Here is a 25,069-nt window from a genome sequence, read left to right as displayed (position 1 = left end):
CGCTGCTTGTGGCGCAGGTTCTCGCAGATCACCATGACCCGGCCGTGCCGGCGGATCACCTTGCACTTGTCGCAGATCTTCTTGACGCTCGGCTGGACCTTCACGTCCCTGTTTCTCCTGGCCCTACTTGTAGCGGTAGACGATTCGGCCGCGGGACAGATCGTAGGGCGAGAGCTCCACGACCACCCGGTCCTCCGGCAGGATGCGGATGTAGTGCTGCCGCATCTTGCCGCTGATGTGCGCGAGGACCTTGTGCCCGTTCTCCAACTCGACGCGGAACATCGCGTTGGGTAGCGGCTCGACCACACGGCCCTCGACCTCGATGGCCCCGTCCTTCTTGCCCATGTCCTCCGCGTTTCATGCTCTAACTACATGGTCAAACGCATACCGCCCTGCATGAACCCCTCGCGGGCGGAAACGCATGACGGAAACCGGCGCAACAGGCTGCGCCATCGAACCAGTGTACGCACTGTTGGTGACGAGGAAAAATCAGCCCCCCGATACCAGGAAGTGCCACCCGAACCACCACCAGGTGAGCACCACCAGCACCAACGCGGGCCGGTTGTGCAGGGCCGCGCGGAGCAGCCGGCCGGTCGTCGGGATCCGCGAACCCCGGCGTCTCCCCAGCAGCTCGAGGACGCCGAGACCCGCCCCGAGCAGGGCGAACACCGTGACCGTCAGCGCGTGCACGGCCGGCTCCGCAGCATCAGGCGCGCGAGGTAGTACCCGGCGGCCAGCCAGACGATGATCACCACCGCGCGGCCGGGGTTGTGCACGAACAGCGGGTCGAGGACCGCGCTCAACGTGGGGTGATCGGGGTTCGGCGTCGCGGGGTCACTCTGTCGGAGGAAGGAGGCGAGCTCCCAGAGACAGATCGCGACGCCCGTCACGGCCCACGGCCACCACCTGCCAGCATCCGTACGCTCGCCGTGACCGCCGACCACGAGCGCTAGGTAGAGCAGCGGCGGCCCGGTGACGGCGACGGCCACCGCCAGCGGCACGGTGCCGGGCTGCCACATCGCGACGACCCAGCCGGCCGGGACGGCCGCGAGCGCCACCGCCGTGGGCAGGTCCCGGCGCCTGGGCGGGCGCGGTTCGCGCAGCTCGGCCCAGGTGAGCGCGGCGGCGGTCCCCAGGAACACGACGCCGTCCACGGGTGCGCCACGGCCGAGGTGGAACAGGCCGGCGATCACCATGATCAGGAACGGCTTGGTCCGCCACCAGGGTCTGGTCTTGGCTCGGGGCTCCAGCACAAGGGCAATCTTCCCCCGGGCACCCGGGTTCGGTGAACGACGTTTCCGGGCCGCTCGCCGGTCAGGGCGCGGTGAGCACCCAGGGGCCGTCCTCGGTGATGGCCACCGTGTGTTCCCAGTGGGCGGCCCGGGAGCCGTCGACCGTGACGACCGTCCAGCCGTCCGCCAACTCCTCCGTAGGCTCGCCGCCCAGGGTCAGCATCGGCTCGATGGCGATCGCCATGCCCACGCGCAGCCGCGGGCCCTTGCCCGGCTTGCCGTAGTTCGGCAGGAACGGCTCCATGTGCATCGCCCGCCCGATGCCGTGACCGCCGTACTCGCGGATGATGCCGTACCGGCGCCCGTCCGCCCGCTCGGCCACGCGGACCGCCGACTCGACCGCGTGCGAGATGTCCGTGAGGCGGCCGTCGGGGCGGATGGCCTCGATGCCCGCCGCCATCGCCGACCGGGTGGCGTCCGACAGCGCCTGGTCGGCCGGGTCCGGCGGGCCGACCGGGACCGTCACCGCCGAGTCCCCGTGCCAGCCGTCCAGGATCGCGCCGCAGTCGACCGAGATCAGGTCGCCGTCGGCCAGAACCTGGGTGGTGCTCGGGATGCCGTGCACGATCTGCTCGTTGACCGACGCGCAGATGCTCGCCGGAAAGCCGTGGTAGCCCTTGAAACTCGGCACCGCGCCCGCGTCCCGGATGGTCTGCTCGGCGATCTCGTCCAGCTCCGCCGTGCTGACCCCGGGACGCACCGCCTCGGTGACGTTCTTCAGCGCGGAGGCGACGATCAGGCCCGCGGCTCGCATGGCCTCGAGCTCAGCCGGCGCCTTGAGCTCGATCATCCGGCCCTGCAATGACTGGATCGAGAGCCGCAGCGAGTCGAGCAGCCCACCACGGGTCACGTCCGATCGCGCAGCGCGCTCAACACCCGGTTGGTGATCTCGTCGACCCCGCCGACCCCGTCCACCGTGACCAGGATGTCGCGGTAGTAGTCGAGCAGCGGTGCGGTCTCCGCCCGGTACACCTGCTGCCGGTTGCGGATGACCTCCTCGTTGTCGTCCGCACGGCCGCGGGCGAGCAGGCGCTCGACCACGACGTCCTCGTCGACCTGCAGCTGCACGACCGCGTCCAGCTTCTTGTCCGACTCCGCCAGCACCTTGCTGAGCATCTCGGCCTGGCCGACGTTGCGCGGAAAGCCGTCGAGCAGGAAGCCGTTGTCGCTGTCCGGCTCGGCGAGGCGCTCCGCCACCATCTTGTTCGTGATCTCGTCCGGCACGAGGTCGCCGCCGTCGAGGTACTGCTTGACGCGCTTGCCGAGCTCGGTCTCGTTCCCGATGTGCGCACGGAACAGCTCGCCCGTCGAGATGTGCGAGATGCCCAGCTTCTCGCTCAACGCGGTCGCCTGCGTGCCCTTGCCCGCGCCGGGTGGACCGACGAGAACGAGACGCGTCACTTGAGGAACCCTTCGTAGTTGCGCTGCATCAGCTGGCTCTCGATCTGCTTGACGGTGTCCAGACCGACGCCAACCATGATCAGTACGGCGGTTCCACCGAACGGGAAGTTCTGGTTCTGCCCGGTCCCGGTGAGGTCGAGGAAGAAGTTCGGCAGGACCGCGATGATGCCGAGGTAGATCGACCCGGGCAGGGTGATCCGGCTCAGCACGAAGCTGAGGTACTCGGCCGTCGGCCGCCCGGGCCGGATGCCCGGGATGAAGCCGCCGTACTTGCGCATGTCCTCGGCGCGCTCGTTCGGGTTGAACTGGATGCTGATGTAGAAGTACGTGAAGAAGATGATCAGCGCGAAGTACGTGGCGATGTGCACCCAGTCCGACTGGCTGGTGAGGTGGTCGGCGACGAACCGGCTCCACCAGCTGTTGGTGTTCCCGGTGAGCCTGGTGATCTGGTCGGGCAGGTACAGCAGCGCCGACGCGAAGATGATCGGGATGACGCCGGCCTGGTTGACCTTCATCGGCAGGTAGGTCGAGGTGCCGCCGTACATGCGCCGGCCGACCATGCGCTTGGCGTACTGCACCGGGATGCGGCGCTGGCCCTGCTCGAGGAACACGACGCCGATGATGATCAGCAGGCCGAAGGCGCAGACGACGGTGAACACCACGCCGCCGGCGTTGCGCAGGATGTTGCCGCCCTCGAACGGGATGCGCGCCGCGATGTTGACGAACATCAGCAGCGACATGCCGTTGCCGATGCCGCGCTCGGTGATGAGCTCACCGAACCACATGATCAGCGCGGTGCCGGCGGTCATCGTGAGGACGATCATCGCCAGGTTGAACGTCGTGCCCTGCGGGATGATCGGGTCCTGGCAGTCACCGAACAGCTGGCCGCGGTCGGCCATCGCTATGATGCCGGTCGCCTGCAGGATCGCGAGGCCGATCGTCAGGTAGCGGGTGTACTGCGTCAGCTTGGCCTGGCCGGACTGTCCTTCCTTGTGCAGCTGCTCGAACCGCGGGATGACCACGCGCAGCAGTTGGATGATGATGCTCGCGGTGATGTACGGCATGATCCCGAGCGCGAACACCGACAGCTGCAGCAGTGCACCGCCGCTGAACAGGTTCAGCAACTGGTAAATGCTCTGGTCGTTGACGTCCGCGATGCACTTCTGGACGTTCGGGTACGACACACCGGGCGAGGGCAGCAGGGCCCCGACCCGGTAGATCGCCACGATCATCAGAGTGAAAAGGATCTTGCGGCGCAGGTCCGGCGTCGCGAGAGCCGAGCGGAAAGCGCTGAGCACGCAAGGACCTCCTCGGCGTCACCGGCATTTCCGCCGGTGATCGGCTTTGCCGGCTGGTCACCGGCCGGAACACGACCTCTGGTCGCCAGGGCTGCTGGCAAGCCAGAAAGCCTCGGGGGCACCCCTCCCGAAGCGTGCCAACGACTCTAACAGCACGGCGTGGCGCGCTTGCACCCCCTGGTCATAGCGGGGAGGCCCTACGCCGTTCGGCTCAGTCCGGACGGTGGGTGCCGGGCCGTGACCGCCGCGCCGCCAGGTACGAACGCCCCAATGGAGACGTCCGACCCGCGCGACACCCGCTACCGCACGCGAGTGCGGTAGCGGGGGACTCGCGTTGGTTACAGCTTGGTTGCGCTGCCGCCGGCGGCGGTCAGCTTCTCCTCCGCGCTCTTGGAGAACGCGTGCGCGGTGACGTCCAGCTTCACGCCGGCCACGTCGCCGTTGCCGAGGACCTTCACCAACTCGTTCTTGCGGACCAGGCCCCTGGCGACGAGCTGGTCGACGCCGACCTCGCCGCCGTCGGCGAACACGCGGGCGATGTCGCCCACGTTCACCGGCTGGTACTCGGTCCGGAACCGGTTCTTGAAGCCACGCAGCTTCGGCAGCCGCATGTGGATCGGCATCTGGCCGCCCTCGAAGCGCGCCGGCACGTTCTTGCGTGCCTTGGTGCCCTTCGTGCCGCGGCCGGCCGTCTTGCCCTTGCCGGAGCCCTCACCGCGACCCACGCGGGTCTTCTCGGTCTTGGAACCCGGCGCGGGCCGCAGGTGATGGATCTTGATAGCCATCAGTCGTTCACTTCCTCGACGGTCACCAGGTGGCGAACCGTGTGGATCAGGCCGCGGACCTCCGGGGTGTCGTCCCGGACCGTGGTCTGCCGGATGCCCCGCAGGCCCAGCGTCCGCAGCGACTCACGGTGGTTGCGCTTGGTCCCGATCGTGCTGCGGACCTGAGTCACCTTGAGCTGTGCCATGGCGTCACACCCCCTGACCGGCGACCCGGGCACGCAGCATGCCGGCCGGAGCCACGTCCTCCAGCGGCAGGCCACGGCGCGCCGCGACCTCCTCCGGGCGCTGCAGGCCCTTCAGCGCCGCCACCGTGGCGTGCACGATGTTGATCGCGTTGTCGCTGCCGAGGGACTTGGACAGCACGTCGTGCACGCCCGCGCACTCCAGCACGGCACGCACCGGCCCACCGGCGATCACACCGGTACCGGCGCTGGCCGGGCGCAGCAGCACCACGCCGGCGGCCCGCTCGCCCTGGATCGGGTGCGGGATGGTGCCGGCGATCCGCGGGACCTTGAAGAAGTTCTTCTTCGCCTCCTCCACGCCCTTGGCGATCGCGGCCGGCACCTCCTTCGCCTTGCCGTAGCCGACACCGACCATGCCGTCGCCGTCGCCCACCACGACCAGGGCGGTGAAGCTGAATCGGCGACCACCCTTCACGACCTTGGCGACCCGGTTGATGGCCACCACGCGCTCGAGGTGCGGGGTCTTGTCCTGGGCCGCCCCGCCACGGCCACCGTCGCGACGGTCCCTGCGGTCCCGGCGGTCACCGCGCTCGCGGTCACCACCCTGGCCGCCCTGGCCGCCGCCGAATTGCCGCGAACGTCCCGGCATCAGGCGATCCTTCCCGTCTTGTCGATTTGAATGGTCGTTCCCGCTCCACTCATGTGCATAACTAGAACTCCAACCCGCCCTCGCGGGCGGCGTCGGCCAGCGCCGCGATCCGGCCGTGGTAGTCGTTGCCACCACGATCGAACACGGCCTTGGTGATACCGGCGCTCTTCGCCCGGGCGGCCACCAGCTCGCCGACCTTGGTCGCACGTGCCTTCTTGTCGCCGTCCATCGCGCGGACGTCGGCCTCCAGGCTCGACGCCGACATCAGCGTGTGCCCGGCCAGGTCGTCGACCAGCTGGACGACGATGTGCCGCGAGGACCTGGTCACCGCGAGACGCGGACGCTCGGGCGTGCCGAGAACCTTGCGGCGGACCCGGAAGTGCCGGCGTGCCCGGGAGACCCGACGCCGGGTCGAGATGTCCTTGCCAACGGGCTTGCGCTTCGCCGCTGTAGGAGTAGTCATGATCACTTACCCGTCTTTCCGACCTTGCGGCGGATCTTCTCGTCCGCGTAGCGCACGCCCTTGCCCTTGTACGGGTCGGGCTTGCGCAGCTTGCGGATGTTGGCCGCGACCTCACCGACCCGCTGCTTGTCGATCCCCTGGACGGAGAACCTGGTCGGGCCCTCGACCGCGAACGTGATGCCGTCGGGTGGGCTGACCTTGACCGGGTGGCTGTAGCCCAGCGAGAACTCCAGGTCCGAACCCTTGAGCAGGACGCGGTAGCCGACGCCGTGGATCTCGAGCTTCTTCACGTAACCCTGGGTCACGCCGACGACGAGGTTGTTGACCAGCGTCCGGGTGAGGCCGTGCAACGCCCGGCTGCGCCGCTCGTCGTTGGGGCGCTTGACCTCCAGGATGCCTTCGTCACCGCGCTCGACCGTGATCGGCTCGGCGACGGTGTGCGCGAGCGTCCCCTTGGGACCCTTCACGCTGACGTGCTGGCCGTCGATGGTGACGTCCACTCCGGACGGAACGGGGATCGGCAGCTTTCCGATGCGAGACATGTCCTGCTCCCCTCACCAGACGTAGGCGAGGACTTCCCCGCCTACCCGCTGCTTGTTGGCCTGCCGGTCGGTCAGCAGCCCGGAGGACGTGGAGATGATCGCCACGCCCAGGCCGCCGAGAACCTTGGGCAGGTTGTCCGACTTGGCGTACACCCGCAGGCCGGGCTTGGACACCCGGCGCAGACCGGCGATGCTGCGCTCGCGGTTCGGGCCGTACTTCAGGGAGACGACGAGGTTGCGCCCCTTCTCGCCGTCCTCGCTGCGGTGGCCGGCGATGTAGCCCTCCCGCTGCAGGATCTCGGCGATGTTCGCCTTGAGCTTGGAGTGCGGCAGGACGACCTCATCGTGGTACGCCGAGTTCGCGTTGCGCAGACGGGTCAGGAAGTCTGCGATCGGGTCGGTCATCGTCATGGTGACCTGTCAACCTTTCTCACCTGGTTCCCGGCCATCCTGTGTGGACAGCGCGGGCCTGTGGCAATTCTCATTACCAGCTGGACTTGCTCACGCCGGGCAGCTCGCCGCGGTGGGCCATCTCGCGCAGGCACACCCGGCAGAGGCCGAACTTGCGGAACACCGCGCGCGGGCGGCCGCACCGCTGGCACCGGGTGTACCCGCGGACCTTGAACTTCGGCTTCTGCGCGGCCTTGTGGACCAGAGCTTTCTTGGCCATCGGCTCAGTTCTCCCTGAACGGGAAGCCCAGACGCCGCAGCAGCGCCCGACCCTCCGTGTCGTTGATCGCGGTCGTGACGACGGTGATGTCCATGCCGCGCTGGCGGTCGATCGAGTCCGGGTTGATCTCGTGGAACATCGACTGCTCGTTGAGACCGAACGTGTAGTTGCCGTTGCCGTCGAACTGCTTCGGCGACAGGCCCCGGAAGTCACGGATGCGCGGCAGCGCGATGGTCAGCAGCCGGTCGAGGAACTCCCACATCCGGTCCCCGCGCAGGGTCGCCTTCGCGCCGATCGGCATGCCCTCGCGCAGCTTGAACTGCGCGATGGACTTGCGTGCCTTGCGCAGCTGGGGCTTCTGGCCGGTGATCAGCGAGAGGTCCCGCAGCGCACCCTCGATCAGCTTGCCGTCCCGGGCGGCGTCGCCGACGCCCATGTTCACCACGACCTTGACCACGCGCGGGATCTGCATGGCGTTGGCGTAGGAGAACTCCTCCCGCAGGCCGGCCGTGATCTCCTCGCGGTACCGGGTCTTCAGGCGCGGGACGATCTTCTCTTCCGATGACCTGCTTGCAGGGTCGAGCTTCTGCACGGTGGTCACGATCAGACCTCCTTCGCCTTTCCGTCCTTGTCCTTGCCGTTCGGGCCACGGGCGACGCGGACCTTGCGGCCCTCCTCGTTGATCTCGTAGCCGACCCGGACGGCGTGCCCGTCGAACACCAGCATCACGTTGCTGACGTCGATCGGAGCCTCCTGCGTGACGATGCCACCGGTCTTCGCGCCGCGCTGCGTCTGGCTGACCCTGGTGTGCTTCTTGATCCGGTTCACACCCTCGACCAGAACCTTGCGGGTACGCGGGTAGGCCTGAATGACCTTGCCCTTGGCGCCCTTGTCCTTGCCCTGGATGACGACGACCGTGTCACCCTTCTTGATTTTCATCCTCAGAGCACCTCCGGAGCCAGCGAGATGATCTTCATGAACCTCTTGTCGCGCAGCTCGCGACCGACCGGCCCGAAGATGCGGGTCCCGCGCGGCTCGTTGTCCGGCTTGATCAGCACCGCGGCGTTCTCGTCGAAGCGGATGTACGACCCGTCCGGCCTGCGCTTCTCCTTGCGGGTGCGGACGATGACCGCCTTGACGATGTCGCCCTTCTTCACCCCGGCACCCGGAATCGCATCCTTGACCGTGGCGACGATGATGTCGCCGATGCCCGCGTAGCGCCGCGCCGAACCGCCGAGCACGCGGATGCAGAGAATCTCCTTCGCACCCGTGTTGTCGGCGACGCGCAGTCGCGACTCCTGCTGGATCACTTTGCCCTCTCCAAGATCTCCACCAGCCGCCAGCGCTTGGTCGCCGACAGCGGACGAGTCTCCATCAGCAGCACGCGGTCGCCGATGCCGGCCGAGTTCTCCTCGTCGTGCGCCTTGACCTTGGTGGTGGACCGCAGCACCTTGCTGTAACGCGGGTGCTTCTTACGGTCCTCGAGCGCGACCACGATCGTCTTGTTCATCTTGTCGGACACGACGAGGCCCTCCCGGACCTTGCGCCGGCCGCGCGCCTTCTGCGGCGTATCGGTTGACTCGCTCATGCGGCACCTTCATCAGTGGAAACGTCGTCGGGCGACACCGAGAGACCCAGCTCGCGCTCACGCATCACGGTGTAGATCCGGGCGATGTCGTGCCGGACGGTACGCAGCCGCCGGTTGTTGTCCATCTGCCCGGTGGCCATCTGGAAGCGAAGGTTGAACAGCTCCTCCTTCGACTCCCGCAGGCGCAGCACCAGCTCCTCGTCGTTGAGCTCACGCAGCTCGGAGGCCTGAGTACCCGCGGCCATCAGAAGTCACCACCTTCACGCGTCACGATGCGGCACTTCATCGGAAGCTTGTGGATCGCGCGGGTCAGCGCCTCGCGCGCCACCGTCTCGTTCGGAAAGCTCAGCTCGAACATGACCCGGCCCGGCTTCACGTTGGCGATCCAGTGCTCCGGCGAGCCCTTGCCGGAGCCCATGCGGGTCTCGGCGGGCTTCTTGGTCAGCGGCCGGTCCGGGTAGATGTTGATCCACACCTTGCCGCCACGACGGATGTGCCGGTTGATGGCGATACGAGCGGACTCGATCTGCCGGTTGGTCACGTACGCCGACGTGAGCGCCTGGATGCCGTACTCACCGAAGTTGACCCTGGTGCCACCCTTGGCCGCACCGCCGCGCTTTGGGTGGTGCTGCTTGCGGTGGCGGACCTTGCGTGGGATGAGCACTGCTCAGCCCTCCCCGTTGCTAGCGTTGCCGTTCCCGTTCACCGACGGGTTCTCCGGCGCGACTGTGTCTGCGGTGGGCTCGGCCTGCTGCGAGGCGGCGCTCGCCTCGGCCGCGGCCCGGCCCGCCTCGGTGCTGGTCGCCGTGGTGCCCGAGGCACCCGAACGACGCGCCCTGGTGGGCCGCTCCCGGCGCGGCGCGCGCTGCTCCGGAGCCTGCGAGCGAGCCTCGATCTCACGCCGGCCGCCGACCACGTCGCCCTTGTAGATCCACACCTTGACGCCGATGCGGCCGAACGTGGTGCGTGCCTCGAAGAAGCCGTAGTCGATGTCGGCGCGCAGCGTGTGCAGCGGCACCCGGCCCTCGCGGTAGTGCTCGGAGCGGGACATCTCGGCACCGCCGAGGCGGCCGCCACATTGCACCCGGATGCCCTTGACCTGCGGGCTGCGCATGGCCGACTGGATGGCCTTGCGCATCGCGCGGCGGAAGGACACGCGGTTGGACAGCTGCTCGGCGGTCACCTGGGCGACGAGCTGGGCGTCGGCCTCGGGGTTCTTCACCTCGAGGATGTTCAGCTGCACCTGCTTGCCGGACAGCTTCTCCAGCTCGCCCCGGATGCGGTCGGCCTCGGCACCCCGCCGGCCGATCACGATGCCCGGCCGGGCGGTGTGAATGTCGACGCGGACCCGGTCGCGGGTGCGCTCGATCTCCACCTTCGAGATGCCGGCGCGCTCCATGCCCTTGGACAGCAGTCGACGAATCTTGACGTCCTCCGCCACGTACTCCGCGTACTGCTTGTCGGCATACCAGCGGGACTTCCAGTCAGTGGTGATCCCGAGCCGGAAGCCGTGCGGGTTGATCTTCTGACCCACTAGCTGGCACTCCTCTTCGCACTGGGCTTGCGACCACCCTTGGCCGCCTTCTTCACCGGCTCGGGCTTGGGCCGCGACTCCACCTCGACGGTGATGTGGCTGGTCCGCTTCCGGATCCGGTAGGCACGGCCCTGCGCCCGTGGGCGGAACCGCTTGAGGGTCGGGCCCTCGTCCACGTACGCCTGGCTGACCCAGAGCGTCTCCGGGTCGAGGTCCAGGTTGTTCTCGGCGTTGGCCATCGCGCTCGCCAGGACCTTGGCCACCGGCTCGGTGGCCGCCTGGGGGGCGAACCGGAGCACGGCCAGTGCCTCGTCGGCACTGCGGCCCTTGATCAGCTCGACCACCCGGCGCACCTTCATCGGCGTGGCGCGGACGTAGCGAGCCCGAGCAATCGCGCGCGGAAGCTCTTCCTGCGCGGTCGCGTCACTCATCGCTTACTCCCTAGTCCTCTAGCGCCTGCGCGCCTTGCGGTCGTCCTTCACGTGGCCCTTGAAGGTCCGGGTGGGGGCGAACTCGCCCAGCTTGTGCCCGACCATCGACTCCGAGATGAAGACCGGAACGTGCTTGCGGCCGTCGTGCACCGCGATGGTGTGGCCCAGCATGTCCGGGATGATCGTCGACCGGCGCGACCAGGTCTTGATCACGGTCTTCTTGCCGGACTCGTTGAGCGCGTCCACCTTCTTGAGCAGGTGGTCGTCGACGAACGGGCCCTTCTTCAAACTCCTAGGCATCCCTCACTCCCTCCTGCTCTAGCGCTTCTTGCCGGTACGGCGACGGCGGACGATCATCCGGTCGCTGTCCTTGCCCTTGCGGCGGGTGCGACCCTCGGGCTTGCCGGCCGGGTTCACCGGGTGCCGGCCGCCGGAGGTCTTGCCCTCACCACCGCCGTGCGGGTGGTCCACCGGGTTCATCGCGACGCCCCGGACGGTCGGGCGCTTGCCCTTCCACCGCATGCGGCCCGCCTTGCCCCAGTTGATGTTGGCGTGCTCCGAGTTGCCGACCTCGCCGACCGTCGCGCGGCAGCGCACGTCGACGTTGCGGATCTCGCCGGAGGGCATGCGCAGCTGCGCGAAGCGGCCCTCCTTGGCGACCAGCTGGACCCTCGTCCCGGCCGAGCGGGCGATCTTCGCCCCGCCGCCGGGCCGCAGCTCGATCGCGTGGATCACGGTGCCGACCGGGATGTTGCGCATCGGCAGGGCGTTGCCCGGCTTGATGTCCGCGCTCGGCCCGTTCTCGATCCGGTCACCCTGCCGCAGCTTCTCCGGCGCGAGGATGTACCGCTTCTCGCCGTCGGCGTAGTGCAGGAGCGCGATCCGTGCGCTGCGGTTGGGGTCGTACTCGATGTGCGCGACCTTGGCCGGCACGCCGTCCTTGTCGTGGCGCCGGAAGTCGATCACGCGGTACGCACGCTTGTGCCCGCCGCCCTTGTGCCGGGTGGTGATCTTGCCGTGCACGTTGCGGCCGCCCCGCCCGTGCAGCGGGCGGACCAGCGACTTCTCCGGCGTCGACCGGGTGATCTCGGCGAAGTCGGAGACGCTCGAGCCACGACGCCCCGGCGTCGTCGGCTTGTACTTGCGAATGCCCATCTCTACGCAGTCCCTCGTAGCTCTCTCGCCGGCCTCAGGCCGGGCCGCCGAAGATCTCGATCGGCTTGCTCTCCGCGGAGAGCGTCACGATCGCTCGCTTGGTGTCCTTGCGCTTGCCGTAACCGGTACGGGTGCGCTTGCGCTTTCCCTGCCGGTTCAGCGTGTTCACGCTCACGACCTTGACGCCGAACACCTTCTCGACCGCGATCTTGATCTGGGTCTTGTTGGCGCCGGGCGCGACGACGAACGTGTACTTGTTCTCCTCGAGCAGCCCGTAGGACTTCTCGGAGATCACCGGCGCGAGCAGCACGTCGCGGTGGTCGGGGATCACTTGTCGCCCTCCTCAGACTTCCGCTGCGACGGCGGCAGCTGGAAGCCGACCTTCTCGGCTTCCTCGGCACTGGCGAACCAGACCTCGGCCTCCGTGCGGTTGTAGAACGAGGTGCCCGGCAGGTGGTACAGCTTCGAGCTCTCGTTGCCCTTGACCGGGAAGCCCTCCGGCTCGGACCCGTCCGCCAGCGCGGCGTGGCTGCCGGCGCCGTACGGGCCCTCCTCGGCCTTCTTGGCCTTGGGCTTCGGCTCGACCTTCGACTCGGTCTTGGGCGCGGCCTTCGGCTTCGACTCGGCCTTGGGCTCCGCCTTCTCCTTCGGCTCCGCCTTGGCCTTGGGCTCGGTCTTGGCCGCGGTCTTGGGCTCGGTCCTGGCAGCCGCCTTCGGCTTCGGCTCGGCCTTCGGGGCCGCCTTGGCGGACTCGGCATCGACCTCGCTCGACCGGGCGGTCGCCTTGACCGGGCGGCCCTTCGCGGGGCCGGCCAGGAAGGCGTCCAGCGCGGTCCGGGTGAACACCACGTCGTCGTTGACCAGCACGTCGTAGGTGTTCAGCTGGTCCACGGCGATCACGTGCACGTTCGGCAGGTTGCGCACCGAACGCCAGCTGACCACCTCGTCGCGGCCCAGCACCACCAGCAGGTGCCCCGCCTCGCTGACCGACTCGAGCACCTTGCGGGCGGTCTTGGTGGACGGCGTATCGCCGTCGACCAGGCCGCTCACCACGTGCACCTGGCCGGCGCGGGCCCGGTCGGAGAGGGCACCGCGCAGCGCGGCCACCTTCATCTTCTTCGGGGTGCGCTGGGTGTAGTCGCGGGGCGTGGGGCCGTGCACGATGCCGCCGCCGACGAACTGCGGCGCACGGGTCGAGCCCTGGCGGGCGCGGCCGGTGCCCTTCTGCCGGTACGGCTTGCGGCCACCGCCGCGGACCTCGCCGCGGGACTTGGTGTCGTGCGTGCCCTGCCGGGCCGCCGCCTGCTGGGCGACGACCACCTGGTGCATCAGCGCGATGTTGGCCTGCACGTCGAAGATCTCGGCCGGCAGCTCGACCGTGCCGTCGTTCTTGCCGGCCGGGGTCTTCACCTCAACGCTGCTCACTTCGCATCACCCTTCGCGGCGGTCTTGAGGAACACCACGCCGCCCTTTGAGATCTCGGCGGGGATCGCGCCCGAACCGGTGATCTCGACAACCGCAACGCTGCTCACTTCGCATCACCCTTCGCAGCGGTCTTCAAGAAAACGACGCCGCCCTTGGGGCCGGGAATCGCGCCCTTGATCAGGATCAGGCCCTCCTCAACGTGCACCTCGTGCACCTTGAGGTTCTGGGTGGTGACCTTGACGTGGCCCATCCGGCCAGCCATGCGCAGGCCCTTGAACACGCGGCCCGGGGTGGCACAGCCACCGATCGCGCCGGGCGAGCGGTGCTTGCGCTGGGTGCCGTGCGAGGCGCCGAGGCCGTGGAAGCCGTGCCGCTTCATCACACCCGCGGTGCCCTTGCCCTTGCTGGTGCCGGTCGCGTCGACCACGGTGCCTGCCTCGAACACCTCGGCCGTGATCTCCTGGCCCAACTCGTAGGTGTCGGCATCCGTGGTGCGTAGCTCGGCGAGGAACCGGCGCGGCGTGACGCCGGCCTTCTCGAAGTGCCCACCGCGCGGCTTGTTGACCTTGCGGGGGTCGATGGCGCCGAACGCCAGCTGCACCGCGGCGTACCCGTCGTTGTCCGGGGTTCGGATCTGGGTGACCACGTTCGGTCCGGCCTTCACGACGGTCACCGGCACGATCCGGTTGTTCTCGTCGAAGACCTGGGTCATCCCGAGCTTCGTGCCCAGGATCCCTTTCATCTGCCGGTCAGACATTGGTGCTCAGGCCTCACTGGATGTTGACGTCGACGCTGGCCGGGAGATCGATGCGCATCAGGGCGTCGACCGTCTTCGGCGTCGGGTCGAGGATGTCGATCAGACGCTTGTGCGTGCGCATCTCGAAGTGCTCGCGCGAGTCCTTGTACTTGTGCGGCGAACGGATGACGCAGTACACGTTCTTCTCGGTGGGCAGCGGCACCGGCCCGACGACCCGAGCGCCCGTGCGGGTAACCGTCTCCACGATCTTGCGCGCGGACGCGTCGATCGCCTCGTGGTCGTAGGCCTTGAGCCGGATGCGGATCTTCTGTCCCGCCATGGTGGCTTGCCGTCCTTATCGTCCTGTGCTCTTAATCCGATGGCTCGTGCCGCTCCGGTCCACGCGGTCGGGTGTGTCGCGTCCCTCGCACAGACCGGCCCCTTGGACCTTTGTCCTTCGGGAGTGGTCATGATGGCCCGCCCGAGCGGGCCTGCCCGTGCCAGGACAGTCGGAGAACCGCCCGCGACGAGCAACCTGTCAAGGATGCCACACGCGAGTGCGACACCCAGCACCGGGGCCCCAGCTGACCTGGAGCCCCGGTGAGTGACTACTTGATGATCTTGGTGACGCGGCCGGCGCCGACGGTCCGGCCACCCTCGCGGATGGCGAACCGCAGACCCTCGTCCATCGCGATCGGCTGGATGAGGTTGACCGTCATGCCGGTGCTGTCACCGGGCATGACCATCTCGGTACCCTCGGGGAGGGTCACCACGCCGGTCACGTCCGTGGTCCGGAAGTAGAACTGCGGACGGTAGTTGTTGAAGAACGGCGTGTGCCGGCCGCCCTCGTCCTTGCTCAGGATGACGACCTGGGCCTCGAACTCGGTGTGCGGCGTGGTGGTGCCGGGCTTCACGACGACCTGGCCGCGCTCGACCTCCTCGCGCTTGATGCCGCGCAGGAGCAGACCCACGTTCTCACCGGCACGCGCGTCGTCGAGGATCTTGCGGAACATCTCGACGCTGGTGACGACGGTCTTCTGGGCCTTCTCCTTGATGCCGACGATCTCGACCTCTTCCATCGGCTTGAGGACACCGCGCTCGACGCGTCCGGTGACCACCGTGCCCCGGCCGCTGATGGTGAAGACGTCCTCGACCGGCATGAGGAACGGCTTGTCGATCTCGCGGGTCGGCTCAGGGACGCTGTCGTCGACCGCGTCGAGCAGCTCCATGACCTTCGTGGCCCACTCCTCGTCGCCCTCCAGCGCCTTGAGCGCGGACACGCGGACCACCGGCAGGTCGTCACCCGGGAACTCGTACTCGGTCAGCAGCTCGCGGACCTCGAGCTCGACGAGCTCCAGGATCTCCTCGTCGTCCACCATGTCGGCCTTGTTCAGGGCCACCACGATGTAGGGCACACCGACCTGGCGGGCGAGCAGCACGTGCTCCTTGGTCTGCGGCATCGGACCGTCGGTGGCGGCGACGACGAGGATCGCGCCGTCCATCTGGGCGGCACCGGTGATCATGTTCTTGATGTAGTCCGCGTGACCCGGGCAGTCCACGTGCGCGTAGTGCCGCTTCTCGGTCTCGTACTCGATGTGCGCGATCGAGATCGTGATACCGCGCTGCTTCTCCTCCGGCGCCTTGTCGATCTCGTCGAACGGCGTGAAGGGGTTCAGCTCCGGGTGCTTGTCGTGCAGAACCTTGGAGATGGCCGCGGTCAGCGTGGTCTTCCCATGGTCGATGTGACCGATGGTCCCGATGTTGACGTGCGGCTTGGTCCGCTGGAACTTCGCCTTCGCCACTTCTCTCGTCCTCCTGGACTTGTATCTTTCCGCCGTCTTGGTTGGGACGACAGCTAATGGGGTTCAGTTGTGCGGAACCATAGAGGGCTCGACCCACGCAGCCCGCACCGGATGCATTACTCGCCGGTCGCCTTGGCGATGATCTCCTTCGCGACGTTCGTGGGAACCTCCGCGTAGGAGTCGAACTGCATGGAATAGTTCGCCCGCCCCTGGGTCTTCGACCGCAGGTCGCCGACATATCCGAACATCTCCGACAGCGGTACCAGCGCCTTGACGACGCGGGAGCCGCTGCGCTCCTCCATGGCCTGGATGTGACCACGGCGCGAGTTCAGGTCACCGATGACCTCGCCCATGTACGTCTCGGGCGTGGTGACCTCGACGGCCATCATCGGCTCGAGGAGCGCCGGGCCCGCCTGCCTCGCGGCCTCCTTGAGGGCCATGGAGCCGGCGACCTTGAAGGCCATCTCGGACGAGTCGACCTCGTGGTAGCCACCGTCGAGCAGGGTGACCTTCAACCCGACCAGCGGGTAGCCAGCCAGCACGCCGTACTGCATGGCGTCCTGCGCGCCGGCGTCCACGGACGGGATGTACTCCCGCGGGATCCGACCACCGGTGACCTTGTTCTCGAACTCGTACAGCGCGCCGTCCGTGGTGGCCAGCGGCTCGAGCCTGATGACCACCTTGGCGAACTGGCCCGACCCACCCGTCTGCTTCTTGTGGATGTAGTCGTACTTGTCCACCGTGCGGCGGATCGTCTCGCGGTAGGCCACCTGCGGCTTGCCGATGTTGGCCTCGACCTTGAACTCGCGACGCATGCGGTCGACCAGGATGTCGAGGTGCAGCTCGCCCATCCCGGAGATGATCGTCTGACCGGTCTCCTCGTCGAGCTTGACCCGGAAGGTCGGGTCCTCGTCGGCGAGCTTCTGGATCGCGGTCGACAGCTTCTCCTGGTCGGCTTTGGTCTTCGGCTCGATCGCCACCTCGATGACCGGCTCGGGGAACGTCATCGACTCGAGCACGATCTTCTCGTTCGGGTCGCACAAGGTCTCACCGGTGGTGGTGTCCTTGAGCCCGATGACGGCGTAGATGTGCCCGGCGAGCGCCTCGCCGACCGGGTTCTCCTTGTTGGCGTGCATCTGGAAGATCTTCCCGATGCGCTCCTTGCGGTCCTTGGTCGAGTTGATGACCTGGGCGCCGCTCGCGACCTTGCCGGAGTAGACCCGGACGTAGGTCAGCTTGCCGAAGAACGGGTGCACGGCGACCTTGAAGGCCAGCGCGGAGAACGGCTCGTCGGTGGACGGCTTGCGGAACGCCGGCGTCTCGCCGTCGATCAGCGTGCCCTCGACCGGCGGCAGGTCCGTCGGCGCGGGCAGGTAGTCGATCACCGCGTCGAGCATGGGCTGGACGCCCTTGTTCTTGAACGCCGAGCCGCACAGCACCGGGTAGGCGGTGCCGTCGTGCACGATCTTGCGGATGCCGAGCTTGATCTGGTCGACGGTCAGCTCCTCGCCGCCGAGGTAGAGCTCCATGAACTCGTCGTCGGTCTCGGCGACGGCCTCCACCAGCTGCTCGCGGTACTCGTTGGCCGTCTCGAGGAGGTCGGCCGGGATCTCCTCGACCGTGTAGTCCTCGCCCTTCTTGACCTCACCGCGCCAGGTCAGCGCGCGCATGTTCACCAGGTCGATGACGCCGATGAAGTCGCTCTCGGCGCCGATCGGCAGCTGGATCGGCAGGGGCTTCGCGCCAAGACGCTCGGAGATCGTGCGGAGGGTGAAGTAGAAGTCCGCACCCAGCTTGTCCATCTTGTTGACGAAGCAGATACGCGGGACGTCGTACTTGGTGGCCTGCCGCCAGACCTGCTCGGACTGCGGCTCGACCCCCTCCTTGCCGTCGAACACGGCGACCGCGCCGTCGAGCACCCGCAGGTTGCGCTCCACCTCGACGGTGAAGTCGACATGTCCCGGGGTGTCGATGAGGTTGATCTGGTGGTCCTTCCAGAAACAGGTCGTCGCGGCGGACGTGATCGTGATGCCGCGCTCCTGCTCCTGCTCCATCCAGTCCATGACGGCGGCGCCGTCGTGCACCTCGCCGATCTTGTAGCTGATCCCCGTGTAGAACAGGATCCGCTCGGTCGTCGTGGTCTTGCCCGCGTCGATGTGGGCCATGATCCCGATGTTTCGGACCTTGGCCAGGTCGGTCAGCACGTCGAGTGCCACGGGTCTCTTCCCCTGTCTCAATAAGCGTTGGTGCGGCCGAAACCTGTTTGGCCACCCAGATATGTTCGGCGCATCACCAGCGGTAGTGGGCGAAGGCCTTGTTCGACTCCGCCATCTTGTGTGTGTCCTCGCGGCGTTTCACGCTCGCCCCGAGGCCGTTGCTCGCATCGAGCAGCTCGTTCATCAGGCGCTCGGTCATGGTCTTCTCGCGGCGCTGCCGGGAGAAGTTGACCAGCCAGCGCAGCGCCAGCGTGGTGGAGCGGCCCGGCTTGACCTCGATCGGCACCTGGTAGGTGGCGCCGCCGACGCGACGGCTCTTGACCTCGATCGTCGGCTTGACGTTGTCCAGGGCACGCTTGAGCGTGACCACCGGGTCGGTGCCGGTCTTGTCCCGGGCGCCCTCGAGCGCCTGGTACACGATCTTCTCGGCAACCGAACGCTTTCCGGCCCGCAGCACCTTGTTCACCAGCTGGGTCACCAGCGGGGAGCTGTAGACCGGGTCGGAGATCAGCGGCCGCTTGGCGGCGGGTCCCTTGCGGGGCATCAGCTCTTCTCCTTCTTCGCGCCGTAGCGGCTGCGAGCCTGCTTGCGGTTCTTCACGCCCTGGGTGTCCAGCGAGCCGCGGATGATCTTGTAGCGCACGCCGGGCAGGTCCTTCACCCGGCCGCCGCGCACCAGGACCATCGAGTGCTCCTGCAGGTTGTGACCCTCCCCCGGGATGTAGGCCGTGACCTCGATGCCGCTGGTCAGCTTGACGCGAGCGACCTTGCGCAGAGCGGAGTTCGGCTTCTTCGGGGTGGTGGTGTACACGCGGGTGCACACGCCACGCCGCTGCGGGCTCCCCTTGAGGGCCGCAGTCTTCTGCTTGGCGACCTTGTCCTGGCGGCCCTTACGGACCAACTGCTGGATCGTGGGCATGGACCGGCTTTCTCCTGGTGTACTGCTTACTGCTTGGTCTGTGCTGCTGTGTCCGACCAATGTTCTCGCCGGGTCACGAGGTCGGGCGTGTCGCCCTTCCCCACAACGCCCGTGCAGGATTGAATCATCCCTACGAGGCTCGGAAGGAACTCCGCGGTTACTGCCGGGTGTCCACTGATGCGGACCTCCGCGCACAGGCACGCGGATCGACCCGACCTGGGCCGGGCGCGAATATTAAAGATACCCGGCGTGGTCGGGAGGGTCAAAACCGGGGTCGAGTCAGCCGTGACCAGGGGCCACGACGGTCCGCCCGATCTCGGCCGCGGCCAGCCGCTTGTCATAGGCGACAAAGGCGGTGACGCGCTTGCCCGACGCGAGCAGACTGTCCGCCGTGGCCAGGTGGACCGCATCGAGCGAGCGGAGGTGTGGCTCCATGTACGCGGGCGGCCGTGGCCCGGACCGGCGTATCTATCTCGAAACGGTCAAGCCGTGCTCGACGCGTTCGAGCACGCGGGCGGTGTTCTGGTTCAGCTCACGGATCGGAACCCGTTCCACGACACCCCTTGTACTACATATGTACTACTCGTGCTGGGTCAGGTGCTCCGGTGCAGCTGGAACATCAGGCTGCCTTCGTAGTGCTCGACGTCGAATCCCGACTCGACAAGTTTTCGTTCGGCCGCGGCGGCCTGTCCGGGGCCTGGTACGACATACGCCTTCGCCGCAGCGCCGTGCGGCAGGTCCGCCACGTTCTGGCAGCTGTTGAGGGTGTCACAGACGGACCACAGCTTCGGCATGAGCTCCGCCAGCCCTTCGTCCACACAGGCCTCTCGGCCGTTCGCCGCCACGTGCACCTGCCGATGTCGCGTGCCAACCGGCAGGCCGATATTCGTCCGGCAGTGATCGCAGGGCGGATAGGGTCCGAGTACCTGCTCCTCCGGACGGCCCAGCTGCCGCAGCAGGCGAACGCGGTTGTGTCGCAGGTTCTCGAGCGTGCCTTCGTGCAGTCCGGGTTCGCGATCGAGCAACTCCTCCAGCAGGCCGATCGCCTCATCGGTCGCCCGCAGTCCGTCCTCGGGGCGGACGTGGATGAGCCAGGCGCCGAGGTTCATCAATGCCGACGCATGGGTTCGTTCCATGCCGGGCGCGCCGAGGGCACGCAACCGCTGGCCGACCCGCGCGGCGTGCTCAGCGGTCAGTATCGCGTCGTCATAACGCCCGGCATTCGCTTGGGAGGTGGCAAGCAACGCCAACGCCGACGCATAACGCGTCGCATACCGCCGGGCGGCGAGGTCGACCAGCACCCGGTACCGCTCGACGGCCTCCTCGGCGGCACGCAGCTGGGCATCGGCTCTGCCTAGTCCGCTCAGCGCACCCGACCGGAGGTAGTAGGCACGGGCCAGCACGGACGACCATCCCCGCCGGCGCCAGCGGCGCGCACGCCCGTACCGGGTCACCACCTCGTCGAGACCCGTCAACACCTCCTCCCATTGTTGGGCCTTGAACTGATGCTCGGCCAGCAGCAGCGCGGCCTGCGCGATATCAAGGTCGAACAACGGACCGCGACCCGTAAACCGGCGGACCGACGACAGGAGATCCTCGGTCTGTCGCATGTCCCGCGTCACCAAACGAACGAGCCTGTTGTACGGGCTTCTCATAGCACTCCCACCGGGCAAACCTGACCGATCCGTGACGCGCAGGGTGACCAGCGTAGCCGCCAAGCGGGAGGACGAACGAGCTCAGGACTCCGGTCATGCGTCGAGCATCGGACGTGAAGGCGGCTGACACCGGCGAACGTGTCTACATGTGCGTTAAGCGCGCCACTGCACGATGCCTTGACCGCTGGCGGGCAGTTCGGCGGTCTCGAACGTTGGACACGTGGGTTCGGAACTTTGGACCGGGGACACGGCGGGAATCCACCTCATTCGCCGACCCAGCTTCCTGCTGGCGGGTTGCCGATCCGCCCAAGTACGTTCCAGTACGAGGGCGAATCGGCGCCTTGCCAGCAGAAACCCGGATCCACCGACTGACGCACCGAATTTCCGGGCGCGGGACGCTAGCGGTAGTCGCGGCCGAAGTCGTAGTCGTCCAGCGGAACGGCCGCGCCGGTGCCCGTGCCGAACACATCCGGGGTGTAGTAGCCGTCGTCGTAGGACGGGATCGCGTAGGCCGCGACCCGCGCCTCCTCGGTCGGCTGCACCTGGATGTTGCGGTACTTGTTGATGCCCGTACCGGCCGGGATCAGCTTGCCGATGATCACGTTCTCCTTCAGGCCCACGAGCCTGTCGGACCGGCCGTTGATGGCCGCGTCCGTCAGCACGCGGGTCGTCTCCTGGAAGGAGGCGGCCGACAGCCACGAGTCGGTGGCCAGCGACGCCTTCGTGATGCCCATCAGCACCGGGCGGCCGGACGCCGGCTCGCCACCGGCGGCGACGACGCGGCGGTTCTCCGCCTCGAACTCCGCCCGCTCGACCAGCGCACCGGGCAGGAACTCCGCCGCACCGGAGTCCAGGATGGTCACCCGGCGCAGCATCTGCCGGACGATCACCTCGATGTGCTTGTCGTGGATGGACACACCCTGCGCCCGGTAGACCTTCTGGACCTCGTCCACCAGGTGCAGCTGTGCCTCGCGCGGCCCCATGACCCGCAGTACCTCGTGCGGGTTGGGAGTGCCCTCCAGCAGCGGCTGACCGACCGACACGTGGTCACTGTCGGACAGCGGACCGTCCGGGGTCACCGCGAGCCGTTGCCGCTTGGACAGCTTGTCGAAGACGATCTCCTCGCTGCCGTCGTCCGGGATCAGCGTGATCTTCCAGTACCGGTCGCCGTCCTCGATCCGCACCCGGCCGTCGGTGTCGGCGATCGGCGCCATGCCCTTCGGAACCCGTGCCTCGAACAGCTCCTGCACACGCGGCAGACCGGTGGTGATGTCGTCTCCCGCGACACCGCCCTGGTGGAACGTGCGCATGGTCAGCTGCGTGCCCGGCTCACCGATGGACTGCGCGGCCACGATGCCGACCGCCTCGCCGACGTCGACCAGCTGGCCGGTCGCCATCGAGCGGCCGTAGCAGGTGGCACACACGCCAACCGCCGACTCGCAGGTCAGCACGCTGCGCACCTTGGCCTTGGTGACCCCGAAGCTGATCAGCGTCTCGATCGCCGGGTCGCCGAGGTCGTCGCCGCGGTTGAGCAGGACGTTGCCGTCCGCGTCGGTGATCTCCTCGGCCAGCGTGCGCGCGTAGACGCTGGTCTCGACGTGCTGGTCACGCATGACCCTGTCGTCGGGGCCGGCCTCGCCGATCTTCATGTTGATGCCGCGCGTGGTGCCGCAGTCGACCTCGCGCACGATGACGTCCTGCGACACGTCCACCAGGCGCCGGGTCAGGTAACCCGAGTCGGCGGTCCGCAGCGCGGTGTCGGCCAGCCCCTTCCGGGCACCGTGCGTGGCGATGAAGTACTCCAGCACGGACAGGCCCTCGCGGAAGTTGTGCTTGATCGGGCGGGGGATGTACTCGCCCTTCGGGTTGGACACCAGACCACGCATACCGGCCAGCGACCGGACCTGGGTCATGTTGCCCGCCGCTCCCGACTTCACGATCATCGGGATCGGGTTGTCGTCCGGGAAGTTGTCCTCCATGGCCTGGGCGACCTCCTCGGTCGCCTGACCCCAGACCTTGACCAGCTCGTTGTTGCGCTCCGAGTGGGAGAGCTGACCGCGCTGGTAGCGCTTCTCGACCGCGTCGGCCTTCTTCTCGTAGTCGTCGAGGATGGCCTGCTTCGACTCCGGCACCACGACGTCGGAGATCGCGATGGTGACGCCGGACCGGGTGGCCCAGAAGAAGCCCGCGTCCTTGAGCTTGTCGAGGGTGCGCGCCACGGTGACCATCGGGTACCGCTCGGCCAGGTCGTTGACGATCGCGGCCTGGCGCTTCTTCGGCATCGGCTCGTTGATGAACGTGTAGTCCTCGGGCAGCAGGTCGTTGAACAGCACCCGGCCGAGGGTCGTCTCCGCGAGCCAGGTCGAGCCCGGCTCCCAGTCCTCCGGCTTGTCCGCCGGCGACGGCGCACGGTCGCTGATGCGCACCTTGATCGGCGACTGCAGGGCGATCGACTTGCGGTCGAAGGCCATGATGGCCTCGGCCGGCGAGGAGAACGCCTGCCCGGCACCCACCCCGTCCTCCTTGAGGCGGGTCAGGTGGAACAGGCCGGTCACCATGTCCAGTCGCGGCATGGCCAGCGGGCGACCCGAGGCCGGCGACAGGATGTTGTTCGACGACAGCATCAGGATCCGCGCCTCGGCCTGCGCCTCGGCCGACAGCGGCAGGTGCACCGCCATCTGGTCACCGTCGAAGTCGGCGTTGAACGCCTCGCAGACCAGCGGGTGCAGCTGGATGGCCTTGCCCTCCACCAGCTGCGGCTCGAAGGCCTGGATGCCGAGGCGGTGCAGCGTCGGTGCGCGGTTGAGCATCACCGGGTGCTCGGTGATGACCTCCTCCAGCACGTCCCACACGGCCGGCCGCGCGCGCTCCACCATCCGCTTGGCGGACTTGATGTTCTGCGCGTGGTTGAGGTCGACCAGCCGCTTCATCACGAACGGCTTGAACAGCTCGAGCGCCATCGCCTTCGGCAGACCGCACTGGTGCAGCTTGAGCTGCGGGCCGACCACGATGACCGAACGGCCGGAGTAGTCGACGCGCTTGCCCAGCAGGTTCTGCCGGAACCGACCCTGCTTGCCCTTGAGCAGGTCGGACAGCGACTTCAACGGCCGGTTGCCCGGACCGGTGACCGGACGCCCGCGGCGACCGTTGTCGAACAGCGCGTCGACGGCCTCCTGCAGCATCCGCTTCTCGTTGTTCACGATGATCTCGGGCGCGCCGAGGTCGATGAGCCGCTTGAGCCGGTTGTTCCGGTTGATCACGCGGCGGTACAGGTCGTTCAGGTCGGAGGTGGCGAACCGGCCACCGTCGAGCTGGACCATCGGCCGCAGGTCCGGCGGGATCACCGGGATGCAGTCGAGCACCATGCCCATCGGCGAGTTCTGCGTGGACGAGAAGGCGGCCACGACCTTGAGCCGCTTCAGCGCACGGAGCTTCTTCTGCCCCTTGCCGTTGCGGATCGTGTCGCGCAGGTTGTCGGCCTCCGCCTCGACGTCGAAGTCGGCGGCCAGCTTCTGGATGGCCTCGGCGCCCATGGAGCCGGTGAAGTAGTCGCCGTAGCGGTCCACCAGCTCGCGGTAGAGCACCTCGTCCGCGATCAGCTGCTTGGAGTCGAGCTTGGTGAAGGTGCTCCAGATCTCCTCGAGCCGGTCCAGCTCGCGCTGGGCCCGGTCGCGGAGCTGGCGCATCTCGCGCTCGCCGCCCTCCTTGACCTTGCGGCGGACGTCGCTCTTGGCACCCTCCTCCTCGAGCGCCTTGAGGTCGGTCTCGAGCTTCTGCGCGCGGGCCTCGATGTCGGCGTCGCGCCGGTGCTCGACCTGCTTGCGCTCGACCCCGATCTCGCTCTCCAGGGTCGCGAGGTCGTTGTGCCGCAGCTCGGTGTTCACGCTCGTGATCACGTACGCCGCGAAGTAGATGATCTTCTCGAGGTCCTTCGGGGCGAGGTCGAGCAGGTAGCCCAGCCGCGACGGCACGCCCTTGAAGTACCAGATGTGGGTGACGGGTGCGGCCAGCTCGATGTGGCCCATCCGCTCGCGGCGCACCTTGGCGCGGGTGACCTCGACACCACAGCGCTCACAGATGATGCCCTTGAAGCGGACGCGCTTGTACTTGCCGCAGTAGCACTCCCAGTCCCGGGTGGGGCCGAAGATCTTCTCGCAGAAGAGTCCGTCCTTCTCGGGCTTGAGGGTTCGGTAGTTGATGGTCTCGGGCTTCTTCACCTCGCCGAAGGACCACTGGCGGATGTCGTCAGCGGTGGCAAGGCCGATGCGAAGCTCATCGAAGAAGTTGACGTCTAGCAAGACGGGTCTTCCCCTTTGTTTGTTGAAGC

The 25,069-nt window shown here is 67.7% G+C and carries 34 protein-coding genes and 1 pseudogene; all 35 read right to left on the bottom strand.

Annotated elements, in window-relative coordinates; genetic code table 11:
* A partial coding sequence (gene rpmJ / locus ACRDTB_RS15020) for a 50S ribosomal protein L36 (RefSeq protein ID WP_431430872.1) occupies positions 1 to 104 on the bottom strand: 104 nt, incomplete at its 3' end.
* A 19-nt stretch (positions 105 to 123) separates the two neighbouring features.
* Positions 124 to 345 carry a translation initiation factor IF-1 gene (gene infA / locus ACRDTB_RS15015; RefSeq protein ID WP_005166804.1) on the bottom strand — a complete coding sequence of 74 codons (222 nt, stop codon included), beginning with the start codon at positions 343 to 345 and terminating at the stop codon, positions 124 to 126.
* Between the two features lie 144 nt (positions 346 to 489).
* Positions 490 to 690, bottom strand: a complete 201-nt coding sequence (locus tag ACRDTB_RS15010) for a DUF6186 family protein (protein ID WP_431430866.1) — start codon at positions 688 to 690, stop codon at positions 490 to 492.
* Positions 678 to 1,253, bottom strand: coding sequence for a hypothetical protein (locus ACRDTB_RS15005; RefSeq protein ID WP_431430865.1), 576 nt, complete (start codon positions 1,251 to 1,253; stop codon positions 678 to 680). Before ACRDTB_RS15005 ends, ACRDTB_RS15010 begins: the two co-directional genes overlap by 13 nt.
* A gap of 61 nt (positions 1,254 to 1,314) precedes the next feature.
* Positions 1,315 to 2,082, bottom strand: coding sequence for a type I methionyl aminopeptidase (gene map / locus ACRDTB_RS15000; RefSeq protein WP_431430871.1), 768 nt, complete (start codon positions 2,080 to 2,082; stop codon positions 1,315 to 1,317).
* 56 nt (positions 2,083 to 2,138) lie between these two features.
* Positions 2,139 to 2,693, bottom strand: coding sequence for an adenylate kinase (locus ACRDTB_RS14995; protein ID WP_431430864.1), 555 nt, complete (start codon positions 2,691 to 2,693; stop codon positions 2,139 to 2,141).
* Positions 2,690 to 3,991 carry a preprotein translocase subunit SecY gene (gene secY / locus ACRDTB_RS14990; RefSeq protein ID WP_431430863.1) on the bottom strand — a complete coding sequence of 434 codons (1,302 nt, stop codon included), beginning with the start codon at positions 3,989 to 3,991 and terminating at the stop codon, positions 2,690 to 2,692. Before secY ends, ACRDTB_RS14995 begins: the two co-directional genes overlap by 4 nt.
* A 338-nt stretch (positions 3,992 to 4,329) precedes the next feature.
* Positions 4,330 to 4,779 (bottom strand): 50S ribosomal protein L15, encoded by a 450-nt coding sequence (rplO, locus tag ACRDTB_RS14985; protein ID WP_431430869.1) that lies wholly within the window; start codon positions 4,777 to 4,779, stop codon positions 4,330 to 4,332.
* Complete coding sequence (rpmD, locus tag ACRDTB_RS14980; protein WP_431430862.1) at positions 4,776 to 4,961, bottom strand: 50S ribosomal protein L30; 186 nt, start codon at positions 4,959 to 4,961, stop codon at positions 4,776 to 4,778. The genes rplO and rpmD overlap by 4 nt, the downstream gene beginning before the upstream one ends.
* Positions 4,962 to 4,965: 4 nt before the next feature.
* Positions 4,966 to 5,607 carry a 30S ribosomal protein S5 gene (gene rpsE, locus ACRDTB_RS14975; protein WP_431430861.1) on the bottom strand — a complete coding sequence of 214 codons (642 nt, stop codon included), beginning with the start codon at positions 5,605 to 5,607 and terminating at the stop codon, positions 4,966 to 4,968.
* 61 nt (positions 5,608 to 5,668) lie between these two features.
* Entirely contained in the window at positions 5,669 to 6,070 is a 402-nt protein-coding gene (gene rplR, locus ACRDTB_RS14970; RefSeq protein WP_431430860.1) for a 50S ribosomal protein L18, read from the bottom strand.
* A gap of 2 nt (positions 6,071 to 6,072) precedes the next feature.
* Complete coding sequence (rplF, locus tag ACRDTB_RS14965; RefSeq protein ID WP_431430858.1) at positions 6,073 to 6,612, bottom strand: 50S ribosomal protein L6; 540 nt, start codon at positions 6,610 to 6,612, stop codon at positions 6,073 to 6,075.
* A gap of 12 nt (positions 6,613 to 6,624) precedes the next feature.
* Positions 6,625 to 7,023 (bottom strand): 30S ribosomal protein S8, encoded by a 399-nt coding sequence (gene rpsH, locus ACRDTB_RS14960; RefSeq protein WP_431430856.1) that lies wholly within the window; start codon positions 7,021 to 7,023, stop codon positions 6,625 to 6,627.
* A gap of 73 nt (positions 7,024 to 7,096) precedes the next feature.
* Positions 7,097 to 7,282 (bottom strand): type Z 30S ribosomal protein S14, encoded by a 186-nt coding sequence (locus tag ACRDTB_RS14955; protein WP_075133135.1) that lies wholly within the window; start codon positions 7,280 to 7,282, stop codon positions 7,097 to 7,099.
* A 4-nt stretch (positions 7,283 to 7,286) separates the two neighbouring features.
* The gene (rplE, locus tag ACRDTB_RS14950) at positions 7,287 to 7,874 is read right to left on the bottom strand and encodes a 50S ribosomal protein L5 (protein WP_431430867.1); all 588 of its coding nucleotides are present in this window, start codon (positions 7,872 to 7,874) and stop codon (positions 7,287 to 7,289) included.
* A gap of 11 nt (positions 7,875 to 7,885) precedes the next feature.
* Positions 7,886 to 8,221 carry a 50S ribosomal protein L24 gene (gene rplX / locus ACRDTB_RS14945; RefSeq protein WP_431430855.1) on the bottom strand — a complete coding sequence of 112 codons (336 nt, stop codon included), beginning with the start codon at positions 8,219 to 8,221 and terminating at the stop codon, positions 7,886 to 7,888.
* A 2-nt stretch (positions 8,222 to 8,223) separates the two neighbouring features.
* Positions 8,224 to 8,592, bottom strand: a complete 369-nt coding sequence (gene rplN / locus ACRDTB_RS14940; protein WP_431430854.1) for a 50S ribosomal protein L14 — start codon at positions 8,590 to 8,592, stop codon at positions 8,224 to 8,226.
* The gene (rpsQ, locus tag ACRDTB_RS14935; RefSeq protein WP_431430853.1) at positions 8,589 to 8,870 is read right to left on the bottom strand and encodes a 30S ribosomal protein S17; all 282 of its coding nucleotides are present in this window, start codon (positions 8,868 to 8,870) and stop codon (positions 8,589 to 8,591) included. The genes rplN and rpsQ overlap by 4 nt, the downstream gene beginning before the upstream one ends.
* Entirely contained in the window at positions 8,867 to 9,115 is a 249-nt protein-coding gene (gene rpmC / locus ACRDTB_RS14930; RefSeq protein ID WP_331972566.1) for a 50S ribosomal protein L29, read from the bottom strand. The genes rpsQ and rpmC overlap by 4 nt, the downstream gene beginning before the upstream one ends.
* Complete coding sequence (gene rplP, locus ACRDTB_RS14925; RefSeq protein WP_431430851.1) at positions 9,115 to 9,534, bottom strand: 50S ribosomal protein L16; 420 nt, start codon at positions 9,532 to 9,534, stop codon at positions 9,115 to 9,117. The genes rpmC and rplP overlap by 1 nt, the downstream gene beginning before the upstream one ends.
* A 3-nt stretch (positions 9,535 to 9,537) precedes the next feature.
* A complete protein-coding gene (gene rpsC, locus ACRDTB_RS14920; RefSeq protein WP_431430850.1) occupies positions 9,538 to 10,404 on the bottom strand; it encodes a 30S ribosomal protein S3 in 867 nt (288 codons plus the stop codon).
* Positions 10,404 to 10,835, bottom strand: coding sequence for a 50S ribosomal protein L22 (gene rplV / locus ACRDTB_RS14915; RefSeq protein WP_431430848.1), 432 nt, complete (start codon positions 10,833 to 10,835; stop codon positions 10,404 to 10,406). The genes rpsC and rplV overlap by 1 nt, the downstream gene beginning before the upstream one ends.
* Positions 10,836 to 10,853: 18 nt before the next feature.
* Complete coding sequence (gene rpsS / locus ACRDTB_RS14910) at positions 10,854 to 11,135, bottom strand: 30S ribosomal protein S19 (RefSeq protein WP_075126579.1); 282 nt, start codon at positions 11,133 to 11,135, stop codon at positions 10,854 to 10,856.
* Between the two features lie 18 nt (positions 11,136 to 11,153).
* A complete protein-coding gene (gene rplB / locus ACRDTB_RS14905) occupies positions 11,154 to 11,990 on the bottom strand; it encodes a 50S ribosomal protein L2 (protein WP_431430846.1) in 837 nt (278 codons plus the stop codon).
* Positions 11,991 to 12,024: 34 nt separating this feature from the next.
* Positions 12,025 to 12,321 (bottom strand): 50S ribosomal protein L23, encoded by a 297-nt coding sequence (gene rplW, locus ACRDTB_RS14900; protein WP_431430844.1) that lies wholly within the window; start codon positions 12,319 to 12,321, stop codon positions 12,025 to 12,027.
* A 425-nt stretch (positions 12,322 to 12,746) separates the two neighbouring features.
* A pseudogene (gene rplD / locus ACRDTB_RS14895) lies at positions 12,747 to 13,415 on the bottom strand (50S ribosomal protein L4); the annotation flags it as partial.
* 103 nt (positions 13,416 to 13,518) lie between these two features.
* Positions 13,519 to 14,172 carry a 50S ribosomal protein L3 gene (gene rplC / locus ACRDTB_RS14890; protein WP_431430843.1) on the bottom strand — a complete coding sequence of 218 codons (654 nt, stop codon included), beginning with the start codon at positions 14,170 to 14,172 and terminating at the stop codon, positions 13,519 to 13,521.
* Positions 14,173 to 14,185: 13 nt separating this feature from the next.
* Complete coding sequence (gene rpsJ, locus ACRDTB_RS14885) at positions 14,186 to 14,491, bottom strand: 30S ribosomal protein S10 (RefSeq protein ID WP_003938093.1); 306 nt, start codon at positions 14,489 to 14,491, stop codon at positions 14,186 to 14,188.
* A 268-nt stretch (positions 14,492 to 14,759) separates the two neighbouring features.
* Positions 14,760 to 15,953, bottom strand: a complete 1,194-nt coding sequence (gene tuf / locus ACRDTB_RS14880; protein WP_431430842.1) for an elongation factor Tu — start codon at positions 15,951 to 15,953, stop codon at positions 14,760 to 14,762.
* Between the two features lie 116 nt (positions 15,954 to 16,069).
* On the bottom strand, positions 16,070 to 18,169 hold the full coding sequence (gene fusA, locus ACRDTB_RS14875) for an elongation factor G (RefSeq protein WP_431430841.1): 2,100 nt from the start codon (positions 18,167 to 18,169) through the stop codon (positions 16,070 to 16,072).
* Positions 18,170 to 18,242: 73 nt separating this feature from the next.
* Positions 18,243 to 18,713 carry a 30S ribosomal protein S7 gene (gene rpsG, locus ACRDTB_RS14870; protein WP_431430840.1) on the bottom strand — a complete coding sequence of 157 codons (471 nt, stop codon included), beginning with the start codon at positions 18,711 to 18,713 and terminating at the stop codon, positions 18,243 to 18,245.
* Positions 18,713 to 19,087: a 30S ribosomal protein S12 gene (gene rpsL / locus ACRDTB_RS14865; RefSeq protein WP_030473471.1), complete on the bottom strand. Its 375-nt coding sequence runs from the start codon at positions 19,085 to 19,087 to the stop codon at positions 18,713 to 18,715. The genes rpsG and rpsL overlap by 1 nt, the downstream gene beginning before the upstream one ends.
* Before the next feature lie 279 nt (positions 19,088 to 19,366).
* On the bottom strand, positions 19,367 to 19,522 hold the full coding sequence (locus ACRDTB_RS14860) for a hypothetical protein (protein ID WP_431430839.1): 156 nt from the start codon (positions 19,520 to 19,522) through the stop codon (positions 19,367 to 19,369).
* Positions 19,523 to 19,680: 158 nt separating this feature from the next.
* Positions 19,681 to 20,697, bottom strand: coding sequence for a hypothetical protein (locus ACRDTB_RS14855; protein ID WP_431430838.1), 1,017 nt, complete (start codon positions 20,695 to 20,697; stop codon positions 19,681 to 19,683).
* A 443-nt stretch (positions 20,698 to 21,140) separates the two neighbouring features.
* Positions 21,141 to 25,040 carry a DNA-directed RNA polymerase subunit beta' gene (locus ACRDTB_RS14850; RefSeq protein WP_431430837.1) on the bottom strand — a complete coding sequence of 1,300 codons (3,900 nt, stop codon included), beginning with the start codon at positions 25,038 to 25,040 and terminating at the stop codon, positions 21,141 to 21,143.
* Positions 25,041 to 25,069 lie beyond the last annotated feature (29 nt).

The organism is Actinophytocola sp. (assembly GCF_050699935.1).
Lineage (GTDB): Bacteria > Actinomycetota > Actinomycetes > Mycobacteriales > Pseudonocardiaceae > Actinophytocola.
Note: the sequence above shows the minus strand (reverse complement) of the source record. Positions and strands in the feature narration are given on the sequence as shown.

Excerpts from the sequence above, each read along its gene's own strand:
- rpmC (WP_331972566.1), bottom strand. The coding sequence starts at position 9,115 with ATGGCCGCGGGTACTCAGGCCTCCGAGCTGCGTGAGCTCAACGACGAG.
- ACRDTB_RS14855 (WP_431430838.1), bottom strand. The coding sequence starts at position 20,697 with ATGCGACAGACCGAGGATCTCCTGTCGTCGGTCCGCCGGTTTACGGGT.
- rplC (WP_431430843.1), bottom strand. The coding sequence starts at position 14,172 with ATGTCTGACCGGCAGATGAAAGGGATCCTGGGCACGAAGCTCGGGATG.
- rpsH (WP_431430856.1), bottom strand. The coding sequence starts at position 7,023 with ATGACGATGACCGACCCGATCGCAGACTTCCTGACCCGTCTGCGCAAC.
- rplB (WP_431430846.1), bottom strand. The coding sequence starts at position 11,990 with ATGGGCATTCGCAAGTACAAGCCGACGACGCCGGGGCGTCGTGGCTCG.
- rpsJ (WP_003938093.1), bottom strand. The coding sequence starts at position 14,491 with ATGGCGGGACAGAAGATCCGCATCCGGCTCAAGGCCTACGACCACGAG.
- rplX (WP_431430855.1), bottom strand. The coding sequence starts at position 8,221 with ATGAAAATCAAGAAGGGTGACACGGTCGTCGTCATCCAGGGCAAGGAC.
- map (WP_431430871.1), bottom strand. The coding sequence starts at position 2,082 with ATGATCGAGCTCAAGGCGCCGGCTGAGCTCGAGGCCATGCGAGCCGCG.
- infA (WP_005166804.1), bottom strand. The coding sequence starts at position 345 with ATGGGCAAGAAGGACGGGGCCATCGAGGTCGAGGGCCGTGTGGTCGAG.
- rpsG (WP_431430840.1), bottom strand. The coding sequence starts at position 18,713 with ATGCCCCGCAAGGGACCCGCCGCCAAGCGGCCGCTGATCTCCGACCCG.
- rpsQ (WP_431430853.1), bottom strand. The coding sequence starts at position 8,870 with ATGAGCGAGTCAACCGATACGCCGCAGAAGGCGCGCGGCCGGCGCAAG.
- rpsL (WP_030473471.1), bottom strand. The coding sequence starts at position 19,087 with ATGCCCACGATCCAGCAGTTGGTCCGTAAGGGCCGCCAGGACAAGGTC.
- rplR (WP_431430860.1), bottom strand. The coding sequence starts at position 6,070 with ATGACTACTCCTACAGCGGCGAAGCGCAAGCCCGTTGGCAAGGACATC.
- ACRDTB_RS14860 (WP_431430839.1), bottom strand. The coding sequence starts at position 19,522 with ATGGAGCCACACCTCCGCTCGCTCGATGCGGTCCACCTGGCCACGGCG.
- rplV (WP_431430848.1), bottom strand. The coding sequence starts at position 10,835 with ATGAGTGACGCGACCGCGCAGGAAGAGCTTCCGCGCGCGATTGCTCGG.
- rpmD (WP_431430862.1), bottom strand. The coding sequence starts at position 4,961 with ATGGCACAGCTCAAGGTGACTCAGGTCCGCAGCACGATCGGGACCAAG.
- rpsS (WP_075126579.1), bottom strand. The coding sequence starts at position 11,135 with ATGCCTAGGAGTTTGAAGAAGGGCCCGTTCGTCGACGACCACCTGCTC.
- rplF (WP_431430858.1), bottom strand. The coding sequence starts at position 6,612 with ATGTCTCGCATCGGAAAGCTGCCGATCCCCGTTCCGTCCGGAGTGGAC.
- rpsE (WP_431430861.1), bottom strand. The coding sequence starts at position 5,607 with ATGCCGGGACGTTCGCGGCAATTCGGCGGCGGCCAGGGCGGCCAGGGT.
- ACRDTB_RS14955 (WP_075133135.1), bottom strand. The coding sequence starts at position 7,282 with ATGGCCAAGAAAGCTCTGGTCCACAAGGCCGCGCAGAAGCCGAAGTTC.